The 24376-nt window shown below is 54.0% G+C and carries 15 protein-coding genes; 8 read left to right on the top strand and 7 right to left on the bottom strand.

The genetic code is table 11. The annotated features are described in order from the left end of the window. Positions 1–124: 124 nt before the first annotated feature. The 8 genes from EPA93_RS34370 to EPA93_RS34335 all read left to right on the top strand — a co-directional run bounded on the left by EPA93_RS34370 (position 125) and on the right by EPA93_RS34335 (position 11958). Positions 125–1882, top strand: coding sequence for a serine hydrolase (locus EPA93_RS34370; RefSeq protein ID WP_129891843.1), 1758 nt, complete (start codon positions 125–127; stop codon positions 1880–1882). 32 nt (positions 1883–1914) lie between these two features. After that, positions 1915–3420, top strand: a complete 1506-nt coding sequence (locus EPA93_RS34365; protein WP_129891842.1) for a serine hydrolase — start codon at positions 1915–1917, stop codon at positions 3418–3420. Positions 3421–3544: 124 nt separating this feature from the next. Further along, entirely contained in the window at positions 3545–3829 is a 285-nt protein-coding gene (locus EPA93_RS34360) for a hypothetical protein (RefSeq protein ID WP_129891841.1), read from the top strand. 29 nt (positions 3830–3858) lie between these two features. Continuing rightward, the gene (locus tag EPA93_RS34355; RefSeq protein WP_129891840.1) at positions 3859–5346 is read left to right on the top strand and encodes a serine hydrolase; all 1488 of its coding nucleotides are present in this window, start codon (positions 3859–3861) and stop codon (positions 5344–5346) included. A 194-nt stretch (positions 5347–5540) separates the two neighbouring features. Further along, the gene (locus tag EPA93_RS34350; RefSeq protein WP_165423592.1) at positions 5541–7247 is read left to right on the top strand and encodes a peptide ABC transporter substrate-binding protein; all 1707 of its coding nucleotides are present in this window, start codon (positions 5541–5543) and stop codon (positions 7245–7247) included. 105 nt (positions 7248–7352) lie between these two features. Beyond that, positions 7353–8849 carry a serine hydrolase gene (locus tag EPA93_RS34345; RefSeq protein ID WP_129891838.1) on the top strand — a complete coding sequence of 499 codons (1497 nt, stop codon included), beginning with the start codon at positions 7353–7355 and terminating at the stop codon, positions 8847–8849. Between the two features lie 210 nt (positions 8850–9059). Continuing rightward, positions 9060–10769, top strand: a complete 1710-nt coding sequence (locus tag EPA93_RS34340; protein WP_129891837.1) for a peptide ABC transporter substrate-binding protein — start codon at positions 9060–9062, stop codon at positions 10767–10769. A gap of 112 nt (positions 10770–10881) precedes the next feature. Then, positions 10882–11958 carry a mandelate racemase/muconate lactonizing enzyme family protein gene (locus tag EPA93_RS34335; protein ID WP_129891836.1) on the top strand — a complete coding sequence of 359 codons (1077 nt, stop codon included), beginning with the start codon at positions 10882–10884 and terminating at the stop codon, positions 11956–11958. 456 nt (positions 11959–12414) lie between these two features. Here EPA93_RS34335 and EPA93_RS34330 read toward each other — a convergent pair whose 3' ends face one another. The 7 genes from EPA93_RS34330 to cas10d form a co-directional block, all read right to left on the bottom strand. Further along, the gene (locus tag EPA93_RS34330) at positions 12415–13200 is read right to left on the bottom strand and encodes an SDR family oxidoreductase (RefSeq protein ID WP_129891835.1); all 786 of its coding nucleotides are present in this window, start codon (positions 13198–13200) and stop codon (positions 12415–12417) included. 67 nt (positions 13201–13267) lie between these two features. Further along, entirely contained in the window at positions 13268–15001 is a 1734-nt protein-coding gene (locus tag EPA93_RS48700) for a TNT domain-containing protein (RefSeq protein ID WP_165423591.1), read from the bottom strand. 481 nt (positions 15002–15482) lie between these two features. Further along, the gene (locus EPA93_RS34320) at positions 15483–17219 is read right to left on the bottom strand and encodes a M3 family oligoendopeptidase (RefSeq protein ID WP_242527203.1); all 1737 of its coding nucleotides are present in this window, start codon (positions 17217–17219) and stop codon (positions 15483–15485) included. Positions 17220–17765: 546 nt separating this feature from the next. Then, on the bottom strand, positions 17766–18695 hold the full coding sequence (gene cas6 / locus EPA93_RS34315; protein ID WP_129891834.1) for a CRISPR system precrRNA processing endoribonuclease RAMP protein Cas6: 930 nt from the start codon (positions 18693–18695) through the stop codon (positions 17766–17768). Further along, positions 18695–19423 carry a type I-D CRISPR-associated protein Cas5/Csc1 gene (gene cas5d / locus EPA93_RS34310; RefSeq protein ID WP_165423590.1) on the bottom strand — a complete coding sequence of 243 codons (729 nt, stop codon included), beginning with the start codon at positions 19421–19423 and terminating at the stop codon, positions 18695–18697. Before cas5d ends, cas6 begins: the two co-directional genes overlap by 1 nt. A 68-nt stretch (positions 19424–19491) precedes the next feature. Continuing rightward, positions 19492–20508: a type I-D CRISPR-associated protein Cas7/Csc2 gene (gene cas7d, locus EPA93_RS34305; RefSeq protein WP_129891832.1), complete on the bottom strand. Its 1017-nt coding sequence runs from the start codon at positions 20506–20508 to the stop codon at positions 19492–19494. Positions 20509–20713: 205 nt separating this feature from the next. Further along, on the bottom strand, positions 20714–23941 hold the full coding sequence (cas10d, locus tag EPA93_RS34300) for a type I-D CRISPR-associated protein Cas10d/Csc3 (RefSeq protein ID WP_129891831.1): 3228 nt from the start codon (positions 23939–23941) through the stop codon (positions 20714–20716). Positions 23942–24376 lie beyond the last annotated feature (435 nt).

The following is a 24376-nucleotide window of genomic DNA, read 5'->3' as shown; positions in this document are numbered from 1 at the left end:
GTCTTGCGAGCCTGCTTAAAACTAAACTGAGAGAGGTATACAAGATACACACATATCCCTGTTGACTATTCCCTCTCAAGCAGATAGATGAGAACATTATAAAGTACTTAAAAGGGAGAAAAACATGTCATTGCAGCAAGAAGAAAAGCCAGACGTATTGCAGGGTGTTGGTGAATTTGTGCAGGAGGTGATAAAGGATCACGATGTGCCCGGATTGGCGCTGGCTATCGTCAAAGACGGAAAGACGCTGTTGTCACAGGGCTTTGGCAAGCGCAATGTAGCAGAGCAGTTGGCTGTAACTCCTGAGACATTGTTTGCTATCGGCTCATCCTCTAAGGCCTTTACGGCGATGGCGCTGGCCATGTTGGTTGATGAGGGAAAGCTTGAATGGAGCGCCCCGGTCAAAAACTATATTCCCGAATTTAAGCTCTACGATCAAGTGGCAACCGAGCACCTTAGCGTGCGCGATCTCTTGATCCATGACTCTGGCCTGCCCCGCCATGACGCTTTCTGGTACAACAACCCAGCCCTCACGCGTAAAGGTGTGATAGAGCGTCTACCGTACCTTGAGCCCACGCATGAGTTGCGCACTACCTGGCAATATCAGAATCTGATGTACGCGACAGCTGGCTATCTCGTCGAAGTGGTCGATGGTCGCAGCTGGGAAGATTTCGTCAAGGAGCGCATCTTTGAGCCTCTGGGAATGAGCAGCAGCAACTTCTCGGTCCATGACTCACAGAAGACGCCTGATTTTGCCTTGCCCTACAAGAAGATCAAGGACGAAGTGAAGCTCGTCGACTTTTACGATCGCTTCCAGGCCGTAGGGCCGGCCGGCTCCATTAACTCCAACGTTACCGACATGAGCAAATGGGTGAACTGCATGTTGAACAAGGGGAAATATGGCGATGGCGAGCAGCGCCTGGTCTCCGAAGCCCAGTTCGAGCAAGTTGTCACCCCTCAGATGGTATGCCCACCTCTGCCAACGCTATTCAAGAAATACCCCGAGACCTTCCACTGGAGCTATGCCATGGGCTGGTTTGCTACCTCCTATCGTGGGCATGTCATGTTGCAGCACGGTGGCAACATTGACGGCTTTAGTGCCCTGGTAGCCTTCCTTCCCGACGATCAGATCGGTATCATTGCCCTCACCAATCTCAATGGCAATTTTGCCCACGAGGCCATCACCTTTAGCCTGTGCGATCGCCTGCTAGGCTTGAGCGATACGCCCTGGAATGAGCGCTTCACGGAAAGATTCGCCGAGCTTAAGGCCCAGGAAGAGAAGATGAAGCAAGAGACCGCCGAGGAGCGCGTCCCGGATGCCCCGCCTTCCCATCCTCTAAGCGCTTATGCTGGCACGTTTGAGCATCCAGGCTATGGCTCATTCTCTATCGAGCTGGATGGTGAGAGCCTGAAGGGCAGCTATAACGACAATGAGTATACCTTTGCTCACCATCACTATGACGTGTTTCTCGTCTCTACTGAGGCGTTCGAAATCTCGCTTAAAGGCTCCTTTGGCACAAACTTGAAGGGCCAGATCGAAACCTTCTCGCTGGGCATCGGCCTTGAGCCGGGAGTCAAACCGATAGTCTTCACACGTGCCGCCGATAAGCGCATGCAAGACAAGAGCTTCCTTGAGCAGTTCGTCGGAGAATATGAGCTCATGGGCCTGACCATGACCGTGGCGCTTAAGGGAGAAAAGAGCCTGCTCGCCAGCATTCCGGAGCAGCCCGCGTTTGAGCTCCTGCCGTATCAGGGGACCGAGTTCCACGTCAAGGGACAGGTCGGTGTGAGCCTCGAATTTAAGCTTGACGAGGCCGGCCAGGTCAGCGGGGCCGTGCTCAGTCAGCCTCAGGGCACATTACGCGCCAGCAAAAAGGGGTAGGGTTAGGCAGAGAACGAAAGGATAGGTAAGCAATGACGCAGGTTTCGGCTTCCTCGGCGGAACTGTTACAGGGTTATGCAGAAGATGTGCAGGCATTCCTTGAGGAATGGAAGATTCCAGGCGCGGCCATAGGCGTTGTCAAGGATGACGAGGTGATCTTTGCCAGCGGTTTTGGCCAGCGCGATCGAGAACAAGGGCTGGCGGTCACGCCCCAGACGGTTTTCCCGATTGCCTCCTGCACCAAAGCCTTTGTGGCCATGGCTCTGGCCATCCTGGTCGACGAGGGCAAGCTGGAGTGGGATAAGCCCGTGAGAGACTATCTACCAGATTTTAAGCTGGCCGACGAGATAGCCAGCGAGCGCCTTACCACGCGCGATATTCTCTCGCATCGCAGCGGCTTGCCCGGCCATGATCTGGCCGTCTACAACTCCTCGCTCAGGAAGGAAGAACTGCTCAAGCGCATGCAGTACCTTGAGCTAAACCACGATATACGTACGGCCTGGCAATATAATAATCTGATGTATGCAGTGTCGGGCTGCGTACTGGAGGCCATAAGTGGGCAGAGCTGGCATAGCTTCATTCGGGAGCGCATCCTGACGCCGCTAGGCATGAGCAGCACCAGCTTTAGCTCCGCAGAGCTGCAGCAGGCTCCCGACTATGCCTCGCCTTACACCTTGCGAAATGATGAGGTCAAGCGCACGCGCTACTATACGCGCCTGGCTGTCGATGGACCGGCCGGAGCTATGAACTCGAATGTTGAGGATATGACGAAGTGGCTGCGCTGCCTGCTCAAGCATGGCAAGTATGGAGATGGCGAGCAGCGCCTCGTCTCTGAGGAGCAGTTTGCGCAGCTGACCGGGCCGCAGATGATTATGCCCAAGGAAGCCTTTGAGGACGAGCACTATACAGAAGAATCCTCAATGTGCTACGCCCTTGGCTGGTGGGTATATTACTATCGCGGGCATCGCTTCGTGCAGCACAGCGGCGGCATCGATGGCTTTAGCGTCCTGACCACCTTCTTGCCCGACGACAATCTTGGCACCGTCGTGCTGACCAATCGCGAGGCTCATGTGGTGGCCACACACGGCATCTTCACTTACAGTGCCGTCGATCGCTTGCTTGGCCTGGATCTCGTGCCCTGGAACGAGCGCACAAAGCGTTATTATACGCGGCTCAAAGAACAGGCAGAGCAGCAAAAGAAGCAAGAAGAGAGCAAGCGCGTAGCCGATGCACCACTATCTCATCCAATCAGCGACTACGTGGGCGAGTACGAGCATCCAGGCTATGGCACCTTCAGCATCCTGCCTGAGGGCCAGGGGATCAAAGGCCTGCTTAACGGCCTGGAATACAGCCTTAGCCACTTTCACTACGATGTGTTTCAAGCCGAGCTGGCACGCTTTGATGCCACCTTCAATGTCTCGTTCTCGACAGATCTGGATGGCAAGATTACCTATTTCTCGGCTCCCCTGGAGCCCAGCGGGAAGCCCATCGTCTTTAAGCGCGCCAAGGCAGCTGCTCAAGCCAACGGTACGGCTTAGGGCCTATGGCCGGCTACCTTATGATCTAGCCTGATTCGGTAAGGCGCAACTCAGGGGCAACAGCGTCGTTGCCGAAAGGCGGCATGCTCTGTTTGCGAACAGGGCATGCTGATCTGTACTTCATATGAGAACCCTCGTACAGATCGAAAAAGGGCAATTGATGATGCCCGGCCCCAGCTCTACGCAATCTACTTGTCTATCTAAATATATTGTTGAGGCAGTTAGTATTAAGGCCTGGCTGTATGCGGCCTGCAAGCTTGATCCACAGAAGCGCGTCCAACGGTTCCAGGATACCGAGCAGAAGATCGACAACGTGTTATCAAGCCGGTTACTCAGGCTTCCTCAACGCTGCATTGCAGCATTATCCACGGGCCTCCAGGGCCTGGATAAGGTAAGCTTTGCACAATAAAATCGCAAAATCGTGCTAGAAGAGGTTGTATGACTGTACATACCGAGCGCCTACAAGATTACAAAGAGTTCGTGGGCACAGTAATGAAGGATTGGCAGGTACCAGGTGTGGCCGTAGGTGCGGTGAGCGCCGATGAAGTACTCTTCGCCGAGGGCTTTGGCAAGCGCGACTGCGAGCAAGGCCTGGCAGTTACGCCACAGACCACCTTTGCCATTGGTTCCTGCACCAAGGCTTTTGTAGCGATGTCTCTGGCAATGCTTGTCGACGAGGGCAAGCTAGAGTGGGATAAGCCGGTCAGAGACTATCTGCCGGTATTCAAGCTCTCGGACGAAGTAGCCAGTGAGCGCATTACTGTACGCGATATTCTCTCGCATCGTAGCGGCCTGCCCGGACACGATGCCCTTGCCTACAACGCCTCGATCCCCGTCGCGGATCTTTTCAGGCGCCTACCGTATCTTGAGCTCAACAAAGATATGCGCACGGCCTGGCAGTACAACAATCTCATGTATGCCGTGGCTGGCCATCTCATTGAGGCTCTCAGCGGGCTGAGCTGGGATAACTTTATTCGGCAGCGTATCCTGACGCCACTGGGCATGAGCGGCACGAGCTTCAGCGTTGCCGAGATGCAACAAAAGACAAATGATTACGCCCTTCCCTACCGAATATTCAATGATAAGCTTGAGCGCACGCGCTATTATCCCAAATTCGAGATGCTCTACGGAGCTGCGGGAGCCATGAACTCGAATGTTGAGGATATGACGAAATGGCTCCGTTGCCTGCTCAAAGAGAGCAAATATGGAGATGGCGAGCAGCGCCTCGTCTCGGCCGAGCAGTTTAAGCAGCTCATCGAGCCGCACACGATCATGCAGCGTATGTCCTATACGACTACTCAGTATGCCGAGGAATCAACGTATTGCTATACGCTGGGCTGGTGGACCTTTACCTATCGCGGGCATCGCTTCGTGCAGCATAGCGGCGGCATCGATGGCTTTAGCGTCCTGACCACCTTCTTGCCCGATGACAATCTTGGCACCGTCGTGTTGACCAACCGGCAAGGGCACATGGTGACCACGCACGGCATCTTCACCTTCAATCTTTGCGAGCGCTTGCTAGGGCTAAACGAGCTGCCCGTTGAGGAGCGATCTCGCCAGGATTACGAGCGGGTGAAAGAGCAACTGGAGCAGGCGCAAGCTATGGTTGAGGAAAACCGACAGGCCAGCGCGCCGCTTTCTCATCCGCTGAGCGACTACGCGGGTGAGTATGAGCATCCGGCCTATGGAGCATTTTCGCTCTGGCTGGACAAAGAGGGGCTCAAAGGCCTGTTCAACGATTTGGAATACAGCTTTAGCCACTTTCACTATGATGTATTCCTGGTGGCACAGGAAGAGCAAGATCTGCCATTACATGCGATGTTCACAAGCAACCTAGAGGGCAAGATTGCCAGCTTCTCGCTGCCGCTGGAACCGGCTGCTCGCCCCATCATCTTCCAGCGCAGCACCGAGAAGGCTGGAACCTAGTTCTTTAGCGCACGCATTTAGAAGTGTACTCTCCTGACAGCGATAGCAACGGTGCTATGGTCCCCGCTGCCAGGATGCACTTCCCTCATCTTGAGGTGTTACGGTCCTGCTTCCTGCACCGTACCGCTTGAACGGTCCAGTGCAGAGGAAGTGCCAGCTGAATGCAAAACTCTATTTTCAGGAGGGGATTTCGAATGTCCAGGTCAAATATTTTGCACAAGGCACTGATACCTACACTGTTGTGCCTGCTAGCCCTGGTCGTTGTAGCCTGCGGTGGAGAGCCAGAGGTAAGCCAGAGCCAGAACAAGGCTCCAGCCCCAGCCGACAAGCAGGTCCTGCGTTATCCAATCGGTTCTACCGATTTTGGCTCACTCGATCCAGCTCTGGCAACCGCGAACATCGATGGCTTCGCTATGCAGACGTTCTATACAGGCCTGGTAACCTATAAAGAGGATCATACAGTCGTCGATCAGATGGCAGCCTCTCACAGCATCTCAGCAGATGGGCTGACCTATACCTTCATGCTCAAGCCCGATTTGAAATTCAGCGATGGCACCCCTCTTACGGCCAACGATGTGGCCTATAGCCTCAACCGTGTGCTCTCGGCGGATACCAAATCGCCAGTGGCCTCTACCCTGGACCCGATTAAAGATTGGGAGAAGATGGCTACCGGCAAGATCAAGACCCTCATCGGCGATAGCCTGATCGTCAAGGATGACCACACTATTGCCATTGTCCTGAGTCATCCTGCTGCCTACTTTTTGCAAACCTTCTCCAGCTCGGCCAGTATGGTTGTCAATAAGAATCTTATCGAGAAGTATGGCAACAAATGGACTGATCATCTGCAAGAAGGCGCGGGCGCGGGTCCCTTCAAGGTGCAGAGCTACAGTCATGACAAGGGCCTGATCCTGGTGCCCAATCCCTACTACTATGGACCGAAGCCAAAGCTAGAAAAGTTAGAGCTGCTACGCTCGGGTAGCACTGATACCGCGTATAGATCCTATCTGGCTGGCCAGCTCGACTATGCGCAAGTACCCTCAGTCAACGTGCCGAGCGTGAGGAAGCGTCCCGATTATAATCATGCTGTAGAGTTGCATATCACCTATCTAAACATGAATTATCTGGCCAAACCCTTTGATACTATCAAGATCAGGCAAGCCTTCGCCTTAGCCACAAACAAGGATCTCATCGCCGAGAATGTCATGCATGGAGCGATGCTACCCACCAATCACCTGGTTCCGGAGGGTATGCCTGGCTACAACAAAAATTTGACCGGTCCCGCTGGCGTAGCGAGCACAAAGGGCGATCCGGTCAAAGCCAAACAGCTCCTGCAAGAGGGCATGCAGGAAGCCGGCTATGCCAGCATCAAACAGCTTCCACCGATCACCTTCACCTACTTTGCCAATGATAGCGACGTCTCCAATCTAGCCGCGGTTCTGTCCCAACAATGGCAAAGCGTGTTGGGCATTACAGTAAAGCTGAACGTGATCAGCGCAGACGTGCTGATAGAGCAGGAGACCAATACGGCAGGAAACTCGGGGCCTTTACAGTTCTGGTTTATGGGCATCTCAAATTTTGCCGATCCGCAGGGCTGGCTGAGCTTTAACTTTGGCCGGGGCGCTTCCTTCAATGTGACGAACTATGGCCAGAACAAGAGCAGCGATGCCGCCACCCAACAGGCAGTCCAGGACGAGTTGCAGAAGGCCGACGTCAATCTCAATCCCCAGGAACGCATGCAGCAGTATAACGATGCTGAGCAAAAGCTGGTGAATGACGTATCCTGGCTTCCACTGTATCAGTCAGAGACACACCATCTGGCAAATCCCAAGTTGCAATTGCCAGGGCCCGATCTGGAACTTGTCGCGCCAGATGACTGGAGCAAGGTCTATTTTGCCCAATAACTGCCAGCCATTTCGGCGAGCGCTCTCTGGCTTATTAGCAAGGGAGCGCTATATAATACATCAATACCCAGCAATTTAAAGTGAGAAGAAAAAGGACAAAGTACAATGACACAACAATCGCCCACGTCTTATCAAGCCAGGCTGCAAAGCTTTGCACAGTTTGCCCAGCGCGTCATGCAAGACTGGCTCATTCCGGGGCTGGCCGTTGGTGTCGTCAAGGATGGAGAGGTAATCTTTGCCGAAGGCTTCGGCCAGCGCGATCGAGAAAAGGGGCTGGCGATTACGCCGCAGACGATATTTCCTATCGCCTCCTGCACTAAAGCCTTCGTGGCCATGGCTCTGGCTATGCTCGTTGACGAAGGCAAGCTGGATTGGGATGTGCCATTGCGCCGCTATCTGCCGGAATTTAAGCTTGTCGATGAGGTTGCCAGCGAGCGCATTTCTGTGCGCGATCTGCTTACCCATCGCACCGGCGTGCCGGGCCACGATCTGGCGACCTTCAATCTGCAGTTCAACACTGCTGAGCTGCTAGAACGCATAGCTCACCTGGAGCCCAACAGCGATATCCGCACAACATGGCAATACAATAATTTGATGTATGGCGTGGCCGGCCACGTGTTGGAGCGCATCAGTGGGCTGAGCTGGGATGAGTTCATTCGGCAGCGCATTCTAGAGCCGCTGGGCATGAAGAATACGAGCTTCACGGTGCAGGATATTTGGGCTCAGGACGACTATGCCATGCCTTACAAAGCTGTGGCGGGCCAGCTTAGGCGCACCAACTTTTATACAGCACTGGCCGCAGATGGGCCGGCGGGAGCGATAAATTCCAACGTGGAGGATATGACGCGCTGGCTGCGCTGCCTATTGCGCCAGGGAAGATATGGAGACGGAGAGCAGCGCCTGATCTCCGCGGAGCAATTTGCCCAGCTTATCGAGCCGCAAATGCTTGTGCCCATCACGCATTACCAGATGGGTCAGCGCTATCTTGAGGAGTCGCGCTATCACTACGCGCTGGGCTGGCGCGTGTTTAACTACCGTGGCCATTTGCTGGCCCAGCACAGCGGCGGGATCAACGGCTTTACGCTCATGACAACCTTCTTGCCCGATGACGATCTGGGCATTGTTGTCCTGACCAATCTCGAACCCAGCCATGCGCTCTTCCCCAATATTTTTGTCTATAATCTCTGCGATCGTGTGCTTGGGCTTGACGAGCTGCCCTGGAATGAGCGCATGATGAGCGCCACCAACGAGCTCATGAGCCACATGGCTCTGGCGAGGGAGCAAGAAGCTTGCAAGCCCGGCCCGGCGGCGCCCCTTTCGCATCAGCTCAGCGCCTATGCTGGCCAGTACAAGCATCCCGGCTATGGCGTCATGGCGCTTACCGTCGAGGGACAAGGCTTGAAGTGCCTTTACAACACCATGGAGTTCAGCTTTACGCATCTCCACTATGATGTGTTTCACGTGGAACACTCGGCTATTGAGTTGAGCTGTCGAGCCTCCTTTGCCACAGATGAAGCAGGCAAGATTGCCAGCCTGGCCCTGCCCCTGGAGCCAGCTGCCAGCCCTATCGTCTTTACACGCGTAGGAGAAGGCAACGGCTAGAAAGGAGTTTATCACCGAGTCGAGACATCTTTGCTGCGCGTCAGCCTAAAATCAGTACATTTGAGCTTATTCCCTGAGGGAAGCGCTATATAGCCAGAAAGCGGCCTGTCCAGCTCAGTTAGAGAGGCAGAGCCGCCTTTCCCTATATCTGGAATAAGCATCAACAAGTCGCCCACCTGAAAACAGGATAGTTCTTTTGAGGTAATTTGCATGTCGAAACGCAGCTTTTCCCGTGCCACATTCCTGACGCCCTTTCTGGCTTTATTAGCCCTGCTGGTTGTGGCCTGTGGAGGCACGACAGCCCCACCGACCACCAACGAGCAGATAGCGCCCCCAGCTAAGCAGGTCCTGCGCTATCCCATTGGAGCCACCGATTTCGGCACACTCGATCCAGCGCTCGCCACCTTGAATACAGATATCTTTACTATCCAGCTCATTTTTGGCGGAATGGTAGAGGCCAAAAGCGATGGCATCGCCATTGATACCATGGCCGCCTCGCACAGCGTCTCCGCAGACGGGCTGACCTACACCTTTAAGCTCAAGCCCAACTTAAAGTTTAGCGATGGCACGCCTCTAACGGCTCAGGATATCATCTGGAGCATCGATCGCAGTCTGGCACCAGCTACCAAGTCGCCCTTATCTGGTGATATGGAACCGGTCAAGGATTCAGATAAGATGATCGCCGGCAAGATCAAAACCCTGATCGGCGATAGCTTGATCGCCAAAGATGACCAGACCGTAGTGATCGTGTTGAGCCATCCGGCGGCCTACTTTATTCAGACCTTTACCTCAACCAATGCCTTTACCATAAACAAGAAGCTTGTCGAGAAGTATGGCAATCAATGGACAGATCATTTACAGGAAGGTGCGGGCTCGGGTCCCTTCATGGTACAGAACTATGACCATAACAAAGGCCTGACCCTGGTACCCAATCCCTACTACTATGGACCGAAGCCAAAGCTGCAAAAGATCGAGATGCTGCGCTCGGGTCCGCCCGATACAGCCTATAAGACCTATATGGCTGGACAGCTTGATCTCATCACCTCTGTACCCACGATCAATCTGGAGAATGCAAGAACGCGTAAAGACTTTAAGTCGGTCCCTGAGCTCTACATCAGGTATGTGGACATGAATTATCAGAGCAAGCCCTTTGATAACATCAAGATCAGGCAGGCCTTTGCGCTGGCAGTGAACAAGGATTTGATCTCGCAAAATGTCATGCATGGCGCGGTCAAGCCAACAAACCATCTAATGCCCGAGGGCATGACAGTCTATAACCCGAAGCTGACCGGCCCGGAAGGCGTGGCCAGCACCAAAGGAGATGCGGCCAAGGCTAAGCAGCTCTTGCAGGAAGGCATGAAAGAAGAGGGCTACGCGAGCGTGAGCCAGCTGCCGCGCATCAGCTTTACTTACTATTCCAACGATACTGATGTTGCCAATACCGCCGCCGTGCTGGTCCAGCAGTGGCAAACTGTGTTGGGCGTGACTGTGCATGCCCAGGCAGTGAGCATAGATATCCTGGTACAGCAGATGACCGACACTACTGGCCACGATGGACCCTTACAGCTGTGGATTATCGGCTTTGGTAACTATCCTGATCCCTACGGCTGGATCTCAGACAATTTCGGCAAAGACGGCTCATTCAATAACCATAACTACGGTCAGAATCAGAGCAAGACTGCAGCGGCCCAACAGGCTGTGCAGGAGGAGTTGCGCCAGGCCGACATGAATCTCAATCCGCAAGAGCGCATCCAGCAGTACAGCGATGCAGAGCAGAAGATCGTCAACGATGCCGGCTGGATTCCGCTCTTCCAGCGCCAGGTGCAGATGCTGATCAGTCCCAAATTGAAGAATTTCCCGCTCAGCCCGGTAAATCTGATAGAGCCAGATGCCTGGAGCAATATCTACTTTGTGCAGTAGATCAGAAAGCAAGAAGAAGATGCTCTGCCGCCTGGCAGGGTGTCTTCTTGCGGAAGACTACACGGTCGTAGTTGGGCAGCGTATTTGCCCATAGTTTTGCCTGGAGGTGTTTATGTCTCGTACAACAATCAAAGCTGTAAGCGTTGAGCCGTTGAATATTCCCTTTCCAGAGCCGTTTAATGTCGCCACGGGAAGCATGGCGGAGGCTCGCAATGTGCTGATCACCATCAAGCTAGAGGATGGGAGCGTAGGTTATGGCGAGTCTGCGCCTTTCCCGCCGAGCACTGGCGAGACGCAGGAGACGGCCTTAGCGGCGGCTCAGGGCTGCATTCAGTTGCTAGAGGGCAAGGATGCGGCGAACTGGCGCGCGCTTTCAAAGCTCATCCTTAGTGTATTTTATTCGCAGAGAACTGTCTGTGCGGCGGCCGAGATGGCCATGCTCGATGCTCTGACGCGTTCATATGGTATCCCGCTCTACGTCTTCTTTGGCGGGGCCAGTTCCTCGGTAGAGACTGATATGAGTATTGGTATGGCCAGTCCCGAGCACGCCTATGAGCTGGCCAAAGAGGCCATTGCGCGCGGCATGACGCGCATTAAGATCAAGGTTGGCGGCAAGCTTGAAGATGATATTGCGCGCGTCGAGGCCATCCACAAGGCCGGGCCACATGTTGGGCTGACCCTGGATGCCAATCAGGGCTACACGCCGGCTGAGGCGCTGATGTGCTTAGATGAGCTGATCGGGCGCAAAATTCGCCCGCTGATGCTTGAGCAGCCAGTGCATAAGTATGATTATGAGGGCCTGCGCTATGTCACCCAGCATACTACGGTTCCGGTGGCGGCCGATGAGAGCGCTGCCAATTCGGCCGAAGTGGCTCACCTGCTGGCCATGGAGGCCGTCAACGTGATTAATATCAAGCTGCAGAAGTGCGGTATCGTCGACGCCCTGGAAATCGCGGCCCTCTGCCGGGTCAAGCATATTCCACTGATGATCGGAGCCATGGCCGATTCGCGCCTGGCCACCAGCGCCTCCGCGCACTTTGTAGCCGGCCTTGGTGGCTTTAGCTATATCGATCTGGATTCGCCAATGCTGATGGTGAGCGATCCCTTTACGGGTGGCTATGAGCAGAAAGGCGCAATTTATGATCTCGCCGGGATCAAAAGCGGCCTGGGCATAGAAAGAAAACCTTAGAGCACACCTTATGTGCTAAGGCGCTAAACAAGCCTGGCCCAATACACAAAAGTGCTGAGGGCCAGGTAGTTTGGTAAAGCTACATTAACCGGTGGTTGGACACAAAAACCCCATTGCGCAGACGGAGCAAGGGCTGAACCCAGGAAGAACCGCATGGCTGTTTGGCCACCCCAGCAGGGTGTGCCGCCTGCTTTACCCAGCTTTGCCTCTTGCAGAACACGCCATTTCGGGCAAAATTGCATCGACGGGTCCATCGGCTCTGGAGGATAGTTTGCATACGCTCCAGTATGCCAATGGATGCTTCTTTTTTCTAGACCGCTGGACACCACTCGTATGATGGGTGACACCTCGTGCAAGCATTCATTGCAAGACACATCAGACCTGCTTCAACCGTGAGGTGTGTGGCTGTGTCTGCGCTTGAGCATCTCGAAAACAGGAGCCCACCAGGCGGGTCGCTCATTGGCGCAGATATTTCTGCTTGACCCACTCAGCCCAAGTGATTTTGCCTACGGCCTGCTCCGGACACGTGTTATAGCCACGGCGGAAGCCTTGCACACTCTTACCGGGGAGCCAGAGCGGGATCACAGCCCGCCGCATCCCGCGCAGGCTCAACCAGCTTCGAGCCAGTTCCCCGAGGGGATGAACTTCAGGTCCGCCCATATCAGGCAGGCGACCGCTGGGGTTGCTCTGGGCAATCTCGCGGAGACGCTGGGCCACCTCGCTTTCGGCTACCGGCTGGAAACGCAACGTGGTAGGCAGGGGTGTCACCAGGGGAAGCGTTGTCGCGGCCTGCAAGAAACCATCGATCAAGGAGTGAAACTGCGTGGCTCGAAGAATCGACAAGGGAATGTCACTTTGCTGGATCAGATCTTCGGCAGCACGCTTGCATTGGTAATATGCAAAGGGAATACGGTCGATCCCCACAATAGAAATATAGACAAGGTGGGCGACGGCAGCGGCATGGGCCTGTTCAAGAAGCCGTTGTGTTCCATCGACATCGATCTGCTGTGTATGCCGGAACGGACTGCTTGCAGTGTGGACGATCACATCAACGCCCTGTACTGCTGCGGCAAGGCCCTCTCCTGTCTCCAGATCGGCCTGCGTCCATTCTGTTTCTGGGAGCAGGTTGCCTGGGGCGCTGCGTCGGCTCATGATGCGTACATGAGATCCCGCCTCTACCAGTTGGGTCACAACCAGGCTGCCCAATGTTCCGGTGCCGCCCGTGACGAGAATATTTTGCATGGTATCCTCAGCGTTTTTGTTCTTCTGCGTCTTATTCTAGCGATTTTTTATCAGGAACCACTGAGCACTACTTCTTGTCGTCTTCCATAACCTCGACCAGACTATTATCGGCAAGGAGTTCCTCAATAGCGCGCGGCAGCACAAACGCCGTTCCACCTCCGGGTTGACCAAACCATGAAACCGCCGTGCCCCTCAGAACACGGAACGAACGTACCACGCGATAGATATGGTACGGGTTCTTGAGCCAGTCGGGAGGAAGAGACCGATGGGCGTACAGCGTACGAGCCTCATAGGTAACACATCCAGATGGGTTGCCGAAGCGATCAATCTCGGTGCCTACCGGGATCTCGACTATGAGCCGGTCTTTGAACAAAGACAGCGGAGGATCTGCATCGTCCAGCGGCCCGAATGGCTGCGTGCTGGTCTGCGCATTCTGGGGGCGGCTACTGACTGAAAGTTGGGATGGCGCGATTGGCCTAGGTTGACCGGTGAGCAAAGCGACGGCGGCGTTTCTCGTTCTATCGTCCACGTCGGTAGGAGGTCGAAAGTTACACGAGCGTGCAAGTGTGAGAAGATCCGGCTCCGGCGCAAGTCCATAATGGCGCAGATAGTAAGCGCAGGCTCCAGCCCAGACCAGGGGGCCATCGGTATGGAATGTCAGTGGGACCTGGCCTGGTCCTTCGGGATCGAACGCATCGCGAGCAAAGCCGCGCGCGGCCAAGACGACGGGTGCGTTTTCGAGATAGTCCAGCAGTCGCGGGATCTCTTCCTCCGGGACTGGCGGGCGGTTGTTTATCGGACGTCCAGTGGCATCCACATCGTCGTAAACATTGACCTGACGCAATGACAACTTGCCACCTGCCGCTGCTTCTTTCTCTACCTGTGAGAGCAGCCATGAGGGGGCTTCGTTCACGGATCTTGGAAACATTCGCCATTCATCATAATAAGTGCCAGGAGGGACCTGCTGCTGCCAGTTGGGCTCGTTATCGTAGTCGTACTGCACATTGTAGCGATCTGGATAGTCGAGACGAAACCGTGCGGTAAACCAAGTCGCGGGAGTGTTCCCCGCTTCGTACATACCGGCGCGTAATTCAGCGAGGAAATGATCGATCTCCTGTGGTGGCATCCACTGAACCCAGTCCTGAACGATCCCCTGCGATGGGCTCCAGCTCTTGCCCATAATAAGCAGATTTGATGACAATTCCCGGTAGTTGCCAAGGGCCCGGCATTCCATCCGTATCTGCAGCCACTCTGATGGCGCGGCATCCACAAGAAGTGTCGTGATCTTCTGCAACACTTTGTCCTGTTGTAGAGGATCTAGCACGGCTGGCGGTTCATTTGTGTTTGCCTCAGCCAGACCGAGTTTGGCCCGCAACCAGTTGGGTATATGATCGTCATCTCGTGGGAAGGCATCCAGATCGCGGCGAAATTCGTCTGTAGGAATCGGTGGGTCCCCCTGGGGATCGTGGTCAAAGTTATAATTAATGTGGAAACGAGACGGCGGATCGAGGGTATAGCGCGCGGAGAACCAGGCACCGGTACCTGGACCAGGTATCTGGTATGTGGCGCGGCGCAACGCCGTAAAAAGCGGGATGAGCGCGACCGGCGTAACTATAGTCGGCGTCGAGCCGTCTTCCATGAGAACAGTCAACCCAAAATCCTGCATCCTGCCTACCATACGGCATCGCAGGTCAATGCGCCTCCAGCCATCGGGTACTGCATCGAAAAGAACGTTGCCAATCCTATTCAGAAGTTGCTGTGGATCAGGAGTTTGCTGCTGAGTGGGTGAAGTTAGGTCCATCTGGTAATCTCCTATCAACAAATTTTTTGACTGTCCTACCTGAACAGCTGCCTGGAAACTATGAATAGCTTCACATTTCTCTACCGATATGAGGCGTCACTGATTCTAGCAGGTATGTGTAAGAGTAGATGAACAGTTGACAACAATTGCTCTCATACGCCTCATCCTATCTTTCTTGTGAAATTTTCACACGATCCCACGTAAGCTGTACCATTGCAAGATGTGAAAATGGGAACGGATTCCACGCAGTTTTCCGAATAGCCGAATGGGAACCCCTGTTTCTTGCAATGAATGCTTGCACGAGGTGTCACACCCTGACCTTTCACCGATTAATGGGGCTATACCGGTAGTTTTCTCGGCACCGATATATCATGATCCCGGAGTTATAAACCTCTCAATTAGGTGAATGTAACAAATTTTGCAGCACGAGCCGTGAGTAACGGCACCGAACACTGGTTCACGCCGTCTGCTCACGCTCAAGCTACCCTTCTAGCTCAACGATTGTCTCCTCAACTAAGCGCTGAACCATCTCAAGCAAGGCATCGTCAAAGGCAAATTTGGCTCCGGCAGCTTCATACAGTTCTGGGATCGTCCGGGTTGCGCCTAAAGAAAGTCCATAACGATATTGCTGCAACGCTTTCTGCGGATCGTTGAGATAATTGCGCCAGATTTGAAACGCCCCAAGCGTAGCGTAGGCATATTCAATCATATAGAACGGGTAGCAATAGAAGTGCAAATACTGCTGCCATCCATTGCGCTGTTCCCTGTCCAGGCCGCCCCAATCAATCGCTGGCAGAAAACGCCTGGAAAGCGCGATCCATTGTTCTTCGCATTTCTGCGGGTCCAAAGCCAGATCGAGGTTATCGTAGACCCAGTGTTGAAAGGCATCTGCGCGTATAATAATAGGCAGATAGCTTAGCAAGATATGCTCGAAGCGGTCGATGCGCAAGAGAGCCGCTTCCTGCTGGCTACAGATTCCTGCCCGATGCAGATGCAGCGACCCGATCAGTTCCATAGTAGTCGAAGCGACCTCTGCAAATTCCATAGGGAGCGCTCCCATTTTGCGCTGATGAATATAGGGGAGATGAGCCATCTCAAAGAGATGAAAGGCATGTCCCGCCTCGTGGCAAACTGGAGAGAGAATGTTGGCAATCGAGCGCACATGCCCAAAAACGAAAGGGCGATGCCTGACCTCCAGTGGCATACAATAACCAGCAGATGCTTTGTGCTGTCGGGTTTCCAGATCAAAGAGCCCTTCTTCAAGCATGATGTTGAAGTATTGACCCAATTGCGGATCAATCAAATGAAACAGGGTAGCAAATTGTCGCAAGAAACCGGCCACATCCGCGATCGCTCTTGGGGCTTCGTGCGAATATAGATTCACGCTCATATCCCACGGGCGCAATGTTTCGACGCCCAGCAGGCGGCGCCGTTTCTCCCTCAGCTGACTGACCGCTGGGATGAGCACGCGCTCAAAAGCCTTGTGGAAAGCCTTGCAATCATCAGGTGTATAATCAAAACGAAGCAGCTGTTTCCAGCGGTAGTCGCGGTAATTATCGAATCCAGCATTCTGCGCAATCTTTTGTCGCAATTGCATCTTTTTCACCCATAGCGTGTTAAGTTTATCCTGATCCTCTAGCTGACGTGCAGCTACCACGCGCCAGGCACGTTCACGCCTGGCGCGATCAGGGTCTTTCATCACCGTGGTGAGCATGCGGAGAGGGACTTCTTTATCTTCCCAGACGACTTTTTGCTCGCCGCCAATGCGGAAGTACTCATCGTTGAGCAGCTTATCTTCGTTGATAAGTGGCAGATTCTCCGCGCGATACAAGGAGGCCTCCGCGCGTAAATTACGCAGGGGGATCGCAAATCCTCGTGGCTCCAGTCCACTGGCCAGCAAACGCTCTTTGATCTGCTGATCCAACTCCTGGGCAGGGGAATAGATCTCTGTCAGAAAGCGCTGCTTACGCTGAACAAGCGTCTCATCCGCAGTGTCGCGTGTACAGGCAATATCGCGCATATACATCGTTTCATCGAGCAGAGCACTCAGGTCTGACCATTGAGCCATCCAGACATCGAGCGTATCAACTGCCAGGGAGCAATTCAGCAGTTCGTGGTACCAGGGTTCGATTTCTGACCAGCTGAGCGCTTCAAAGGCCTCGCTTGTTGTTGGAAGGGGTGAAAACAAAGCCGATGATCTTGTTTCAGACGTATCCATACTGTATTTCCTTTTGATCAAATTTCCATACTGAGCCTTCAGGGCAGCACAAATCTTGCGCCAGGCTTCCGAGGGTTCCGCTTGACGCTGATTGAGCAAACGTAAAAAGCGTCTGATGAGCAGATACGTGTTAGTGACGTTGAGATGCGCTTGCCGAGCGTCATTTTTGGCACGTCAAGCTGTTGCACGCACTTATTCTAAAACTGAATGGGACGTTATACCACGACACTATCCAGACATTCTCTCGCCACTCTGCCCGAGATATGCCTGTGTTCTGTTATCGTTTGGCTCTGGCGAATCTTAGAGAAGTAAGCCAGTGGGAATAGTCTCATACGCTTACGCCAATCCTCCCCAACGAGGGCAAGCCTGAAATAAAACAAATTGTCTTATGCTAGAGTTGAGTTTGCACGTATTCCAGGCCCAACTCTGATAGGTCTCGCGCAAGTGTTCTTCAGGCCACAGCAAATGCTTCATCAAGCCCCGCTTTCTGCTTAGCGGGGCTTTTATGTACACAGATATTACTAGATACCTAAAGCTGTATTATATTTACTCAAGAGCAATATATGCGGGAAGATCAATACAGCGCGTCTGTCCCATGCCCATCGTCGTTTTGTAGCCGGCCCCACTGAAGAGGGCAAAGCGGGCCAGGGTCGTGAGCCAGCAAGCCTGGGTTGCGTCGAGCTGGCCTTTTACTTCATAGGTAATCGTGCCCTGGAAACCAGGCAGGCCGAACTTATGGGCCGAGAGATGGCAGGTTTCCAGGTGATATTGTGAGATGCTCAAATTATCTTCGCACCAGGTTGCAATGCAGTGGGGACTTAGCCCGGCAGCCGACAGAGAAAGCTCGGTGGGCGCAAAGTTTTCCCACTGGCGGCCCAGGCTCTCAAAGACGTCGGCCGGCTCGGGGAAGAGCTTCAGGAGCTTACCCCAGGCCTTTTGCCCCCGGCTAAATGCTGTCGGGCTGGCAAAGTGGAAGCAATAGCGTCTGCGGGCCGGCTCCAGCGTGGCCAGTTCAGCGAAGGAAGAGCGCGCGGTCCAACCAGCAAGCGCTTCGGGCTGGGCCACAGGGGTTAGCAGAAGATGGCTGATGGCAAAGTAAAGCTGGCCGATGCGCACCTGTGGCGTTGTTCCCAGCGCCATAAGATAGGGCACAAACGAACTAAAGACGCTATAGTCAAGCGTCGTGATGCGCAGCCAGCAGATCTGACCTGGTTTTATCTCAAATGCTTGCTGCCCATATATCAAGTGGCCCCGTGGCGGGCAGGGAGCCGCAGCTGTATCTTTAAACAGGCCAAGCGTATAGGGGCGGCGCAGATTAGGTTCGTGCAACCTTGCCGCCAGCGCGGGATCGGCCTGCCTGACGATATCGAGGAACGCGGCCTGAACATGCGGCCCCGAGCCGGCCGAGATCTGACCTCTTGTCAATGAGTGGAGACAGAGCAACATAGAACAAAGCTCATCGTGTGGTCTACACATCAAGTCTTAACCACCCCTTCAAAGTAGCGCATCCCTATAGGGACATGAATATCCTTGCTCGGCTCGTCGTGAAAAAGCGGCTCGGCGGGCAGGCAGCAACATGGACCGACAATGCTCACGTTGACCAGCAGGCTAGATGGCGGCATCATCACCACATCGAAGGTGGCGAGCTGTTGATCGGCAATATCCAGCGGATTGAGCGGACAGGCTATGCGCTGAGCTTCCGGCGGCGAGACGATAGGCGCTTCTCCCGTGCCCACGCTGTACCATTTGTAGCTCATTTCGGCCTTAGCCAGCCACTTGCCGAGCCGTATCCAGTGGGGAAGCGTGCGTGGTATCTGTGAGTAGACGAAGTATTCAAATGTCGAGCCCGGCGTAATCTCTTTAGCTCGACCAAAGACCACGCGGTTGCGGCTCTCCTTGACGGGCACATTGTAGTAATGGGCGTCTATCAACTTGAACGTGTTGAGCGCAAAGTCAACATGCAGCGGGCGCGCCGGCGTCACATAGTAATCGTAGGCCACCTCTGTGGCGTATAGATCTTCGCGATAGCGCGGCTCCTGCGAAGCAGTAAAGAATGGAGGAGCTGGCCGTACCAGCCCCAGGGCGTAGGTCAGGCCATAATTATGCAAGTATTTTTCGGTCTCATAGAAGCGCCCGAACTCGTGGCTGGCGTAATAAAGATTGTCATGCAGAGTGATATGACAACGCGCAATGTATGCAAACATAATACTCATTTGTCCTGGCTAAAGAAAACTTTCTGTCCTTGTGTATGAGCGTAGCAAAGCATGCTCGCCTATTTTTTGCTCTTGCTGCCAGCCCCAAACGTTTTTGAGTAGATATCACATTCGGCGTAGGCCTCGCGCAAAAGCAGGAGCAGCTTGCTTTCGTTGGTAAGCAAGCCATTCACTTCCGCGAGCAGCATTTTGAGCTGTAATCCCTCAAGCTGCAGATGGACGACCACGCTATCTTCTTTTAGCAGCGTGGGAAGCACCTCATGTATGCCGATAAGCAGATTTGCGGCCTGGTACGCGTTGGCGGGAGGTTGAGTTTGCGACTCGCTCTGCAGCCAATCGTAGAGCGCCTGGGTCAGTTTGAGATTAGAAAAAATCTCGCCATCGGCAAAAATGATGGCTGCGATATGGTTTTCGACGGTCCCGGCGCGCGTCGTCTGGGCTCCATAGCGCCGCGTGCGCAGAATATTGTTGAGCACATAGAGGAACTCGGGCTCGGTCGGGTCGCGAATCGTCTCGATCGAGGGAAAAAAGATCTGGGGGAGTACATGATCTTGCTCGCCCAGGCTGTGCTTGAGCTCGCCATGCAGGCTCATCGTGCCGTGTTCGTAGGGAGCATTAAAGGTCATGGTCTGGCGCGCCTCGTCGAAGTGCGGCAGGGAGAAGGCCGAATCGACCATAATCTTAGATTTCTCGCTGCCCTCCTGGCCGATAGCGAAGCCGTAATAGATGCAATCGGGGCAGTGTTTGCAGAAATGCTCACTGTTATATTCGCAGTAGCGCAGCTCCGCATTATCCCGGCTCTCGCTGATCAGGTTGTAGCGGCGCAAGAGCTCGCGCCCGGTCAGGCGCTCCGGCGAGGTTTGTTTGCGCTTGTAGAGCACAATGCGGCTGATAATCGGAGAGAGGCGCTGGATGCTGCGGCCCGCGCTGACTTTGGCAAAGTTGAGCTCTAGCTCGGTGCGGAAGAGTGCGAACGAGCTGGTTTCGCGTAAAATGACGATATGGGCATATTTCCCCATTGGTCTTGAGGGGATAACTTGATGAAACACATCTTGCTGAATCGTGCGTAAAAACATATTAGATGTTCGACCTCCTGGCCTGCTAAGTAGGGATACGTCAGCTTAGCGCAGCAATCCTGCGGCAAACCGACATGTTTCGCTTGATAAATGCTTCTCCAGCTAAAAGAAAGGGCTGAGCGTTCTAGCGCTGGCTGTGCGCACAAGCCTGTTCCCGATCCACACCCGCTTGAAGTCGCGAACTAGCAGAAGAGCCTGCTGGCCTTCAGGGCTGCGTGAGCGAGCAACAATCTTCTTCTTGATCATCGAGACGGGCCTGCGCCAGCTTGCCTTGTGTGGTGTGATGGATAAGAAAGGCCTGTTCACAGCCTCCCTTGAGCCGGTTGAGCCGGCTGCTGAGCAAGCAACGCTCTCCTTCGGCGTAACCAAGAAATATTTCTTGATAGAAGGTTTCTACAAATTGGAGCACCAGCAATTTTTGCTCTATGCCGTGGGCCAGTACCCTGCCTACCGCGTCCTTTCTCTCCACGCTTTCCAGCCAGGCGCAAAGCGCGTGCGCCATTTCTAGCTTGATCTCCTGGGCGCTCATATTGAGCGTGTCCTTGAGAATGCAGCGCGTCGCGATATCGATCGGGCGGACGATAGCGTAGAGCGAGGGCCACGAACCTTTCTCGCCAAACGGGCTATAGAAGCGCAGGTATAATTCGGTAATCCATTCATGTCGGGCGATGCTGTTTGCCATGTGCCTTGCTCCTTCGGTCGGATGGTAATACGCGATGAGCTGACGGTAGATAGTATGGTAGTGTCGGGCTTTGGCCCTGGTAATGACGTTGAGCCGGCTGCGGCGTATCTGTTCTTTGAGCAGAACAAAAATGAACATTGGATCGGTAATCAGGTCGCGAACGAGTTTTGGGAAGCGCTCAAATTTGGGGTCCAGGCCAACGGCTTCGATATCGATATGCAGCTCAATCATGCGACAAAAGATGGCCAGGGCTCCCCCAAGCGCGCCAGCTTCATGGCAGCGCTCTCCATAGAGATCTTTGAGCAACAGCCGCGGCGATGGTACCGCGAGCAGATGGTAGATAGAGGCGTGCGGAGCATCGAGAAGCACAGTTTCCCTGAAGTGCGCTGCGCTATGATAGGGTGGCAAGCTGCTCTCCGTGACGATAACCCTGGCTCCGCTCAGCAGGGGAAGCGCCAGGCCGAGCCAGGCCGCCTCAAGCCAATGCACAATCGGGTTTTTGTAGCCCTCGCTCCCCGGCAAACTTAGCGTGCTCTTGGCAAAGAGCAGAAAGCCGGGATAGAGCTGCTCTGAATCTCGTTCGCGTAAGTACATCTGCGGTCGATATGCGTTTGCCACCTGCTCGTCCGCCTCTTCTGCCTGGAAGAAGCTCAAATGCGCGATGTCTGCAAGCGTGATGTCGTCAAGCTCCCGCAGCTTTTTGCCCAGCTCGATGAACCTCAGGTTGCGCAGGCTATAGATGCTGTGGCTGAGCAAGGCGAAGGTTGGCCGGGTAAAGAAGCAGCTGGGATAGAGGAAAAAGTATTTAAAGCCCTGCGCCTCAAAGTCCTTGCCGCTTACTTTGATATAGGTCTGCCTCTGCAGGTGATCGGTAAGTAAGAGCTGACGGAGCATCTGTTCCAGCAGGCAAACTATGCAGATCCCGCCCGCGCATTCGCGCTTGAAGAGCGGCAGGCGATTTTTATATACCCAGGGCTGAAAGAGGATAGAGGCCTCTTCCTGCTGCAGAACCGGATAGGCCGCGCTACAGATGGTACAGATAAGCTGGCCATTGCGGGGACGTTTGGCAATCGTGTAGTCCCTGAGCTGTAGCGCGGCGTCAGGTAGCTCTATGGGCGAGGCGAGGCTCATATGAGGTGGTCGATAAGGCCGGGCGGCACCAGGGGGTAGCTCGCCTAAGGCCCGATAGGAGCCGGCGGTGAGCTGCTGTTTCAAGTAGGCAGGCAACGTGGCAAGATAGCATCCGCGCAGCCGAGGCGAGGCCGCTAACTTTTCCCCGCCTATGCTTAGCAGGTCGTGTATAAGCTGCTCAAAGAGCTTCTGCAGGCTCTTCTTGTGCCCGGCTTCTTTGTAGATAGTCGGGTTGTGGTTGGCGATATAGCGGGCTGCGAGCCAGTAGAAGCGGTAGCCGCAACCGCCACTCCGTGGAATGCGCTTGGCCATATCCCATAGCTTAGTGCCAAATTGCTTTATCAGGCGCTTCTCTAGCTCCTCGCGCAGGGGAGCCGCATCCCTTACCAGGTTCTCTTCGATGAGATGTTGATAGTTGATGAGGAAGCGCGCAAGCATCGTAATGCGTCCATCCGGCGAGTAATCGAGCACAATATCGGCGGGAAGCCTGCCGTCTTGCTGCTGCTTTTTCAGGACCTCCAGGGCGCGTTGAGCGAGATGAGGCTTATTTTCCTCAAGCGTTTTGCGCACAAACAGGGAGAACAGTTCCGGCAAGCTGAGAAAGTCATGGTAGTAGGCGGGATACTTGAGCCGCCCAAGTTGGTTAAAGAAGAGGCCATTCCCAGCAGCGATCAGGCTATAGCAGCGCCGGCGCAGGTCTGCTTGCAGGAGCTCAGCCAGCTCTTGATAATCAAGCTTGAGCCTGGCGGATTGGCTGCATGGATCTAGATAAACTGTGCCGTTGGGAAAGTAAAGGTATGGGATAAGCGCGGGCTTATCTGACTGCTCCCGGCTGAGATAGCGCATGACCGTGCTATGAATCTGGTTGCTGAGCAGGCCACGGGTCTCGCCCAGCTTATGATAGGCAAGGGTAAAGTAATTGCCGTGCTCGTCAGTCGTGAGCCGCTGCAAGCTCATGGCAAGTCTATGGGCAGCCGGACCCAACAGGCTGTCTTCTGGTGTCTGGATTGATGAGGTTATGAGCACGCTAAAGATGCAAAGCTCACAGAGCGTCTCGGCGTTCCGGTCGTCAAGATGCTCTGTGAAGTAGCTTGCATCTGCCTCAAGCAGCGGGGTGAGCTGGATAGGCTGCGGCCACTGCTCTAGTGCCTGCTGGCTGCTTGCTACCAGTTGGAGCAGAGTATCTAATAATTCGTCGATCTCGGGCAGAAAGGCGCATATATTCAGACTTGAGAGCTCTTTGCATAGTTTAGTATAGATGGCGCCTGGTAAGCTCATCGGCTGGTAGTCGGAGCACATGAGGAGAGTATGCACTATGTAGATAGTGATATACATGCGTATGTGCTTATCTAAAAGACGTGCCAGACGAGGTACGCCCTGCTTCTGACCCTCGGCGATGAGGGCGAGTGTGGCAAAGATCCCGTTCAGGAGGCGGGAGGATAATTGCTGCTCAGGATGGGGCAAGCTTTCGTTGTTAGCCCTATTATGGGCGGCTCGCAGCTTATAGCGCTGCAAGAGCGGCTCCAGAAGCGTAATAACGAAGGCGCAAACGACAGTATGTACAGGCGTTCCGGGTACGAATTCTTGCGTGATTTGCTCTAGTAGTCTGCCTGGTAACATTGTACAATCCTTTATCCACTTTATCCCAACGACGAAAGAGTATTTGTACCTGTAGTAAGCCTACGTGTTGTGCTAGATAGGTGTATTGACAAATGCTATTTGCGAGATTGTAAGTGAAAAAGGCTGAGCTGACAATAGATAGAAATGAGTATATTTTGTGGGTATAAAAGTAGGTAGTTTGCTCATATAGGATATGATGAGGGAAAGGAATGTGGACTGCGGACAACTGCTAATCCCTTATTCGGGCTACGGCTGTCCAACATGTAGGAGAAGCCTGGCGAATGTTGCCAATTAATGCGAATGCAGGCAAAAAGCTAAGGCGCGCCTTTACTTCCCCCATAAGAGTATAAGTAGGTTAACACGAATTGCAATTCCTCAGTCGGATTATTAGAATTCCTCTGCTGACTTTTTCAGGCCTTTTTTACTTCAGTTTTT

Origin of the sequence: Ktedonosporobacter rubrisoli, assembly GCF_004208415.1 — a bacterium.
Classification (GTDB): domain Bacteria; phylum Chloroflexota; class Ktedonobacteria; order Ktedonobacterales; family Ktedonobacteraceae; genus Ktedonosporobacter; species Ktedonosporobacter rubrisoli.
Note: the sequence above shows the minus strand (reverse complement) of the source record. Positions and strands in the feature narration are given on the sequence as shown.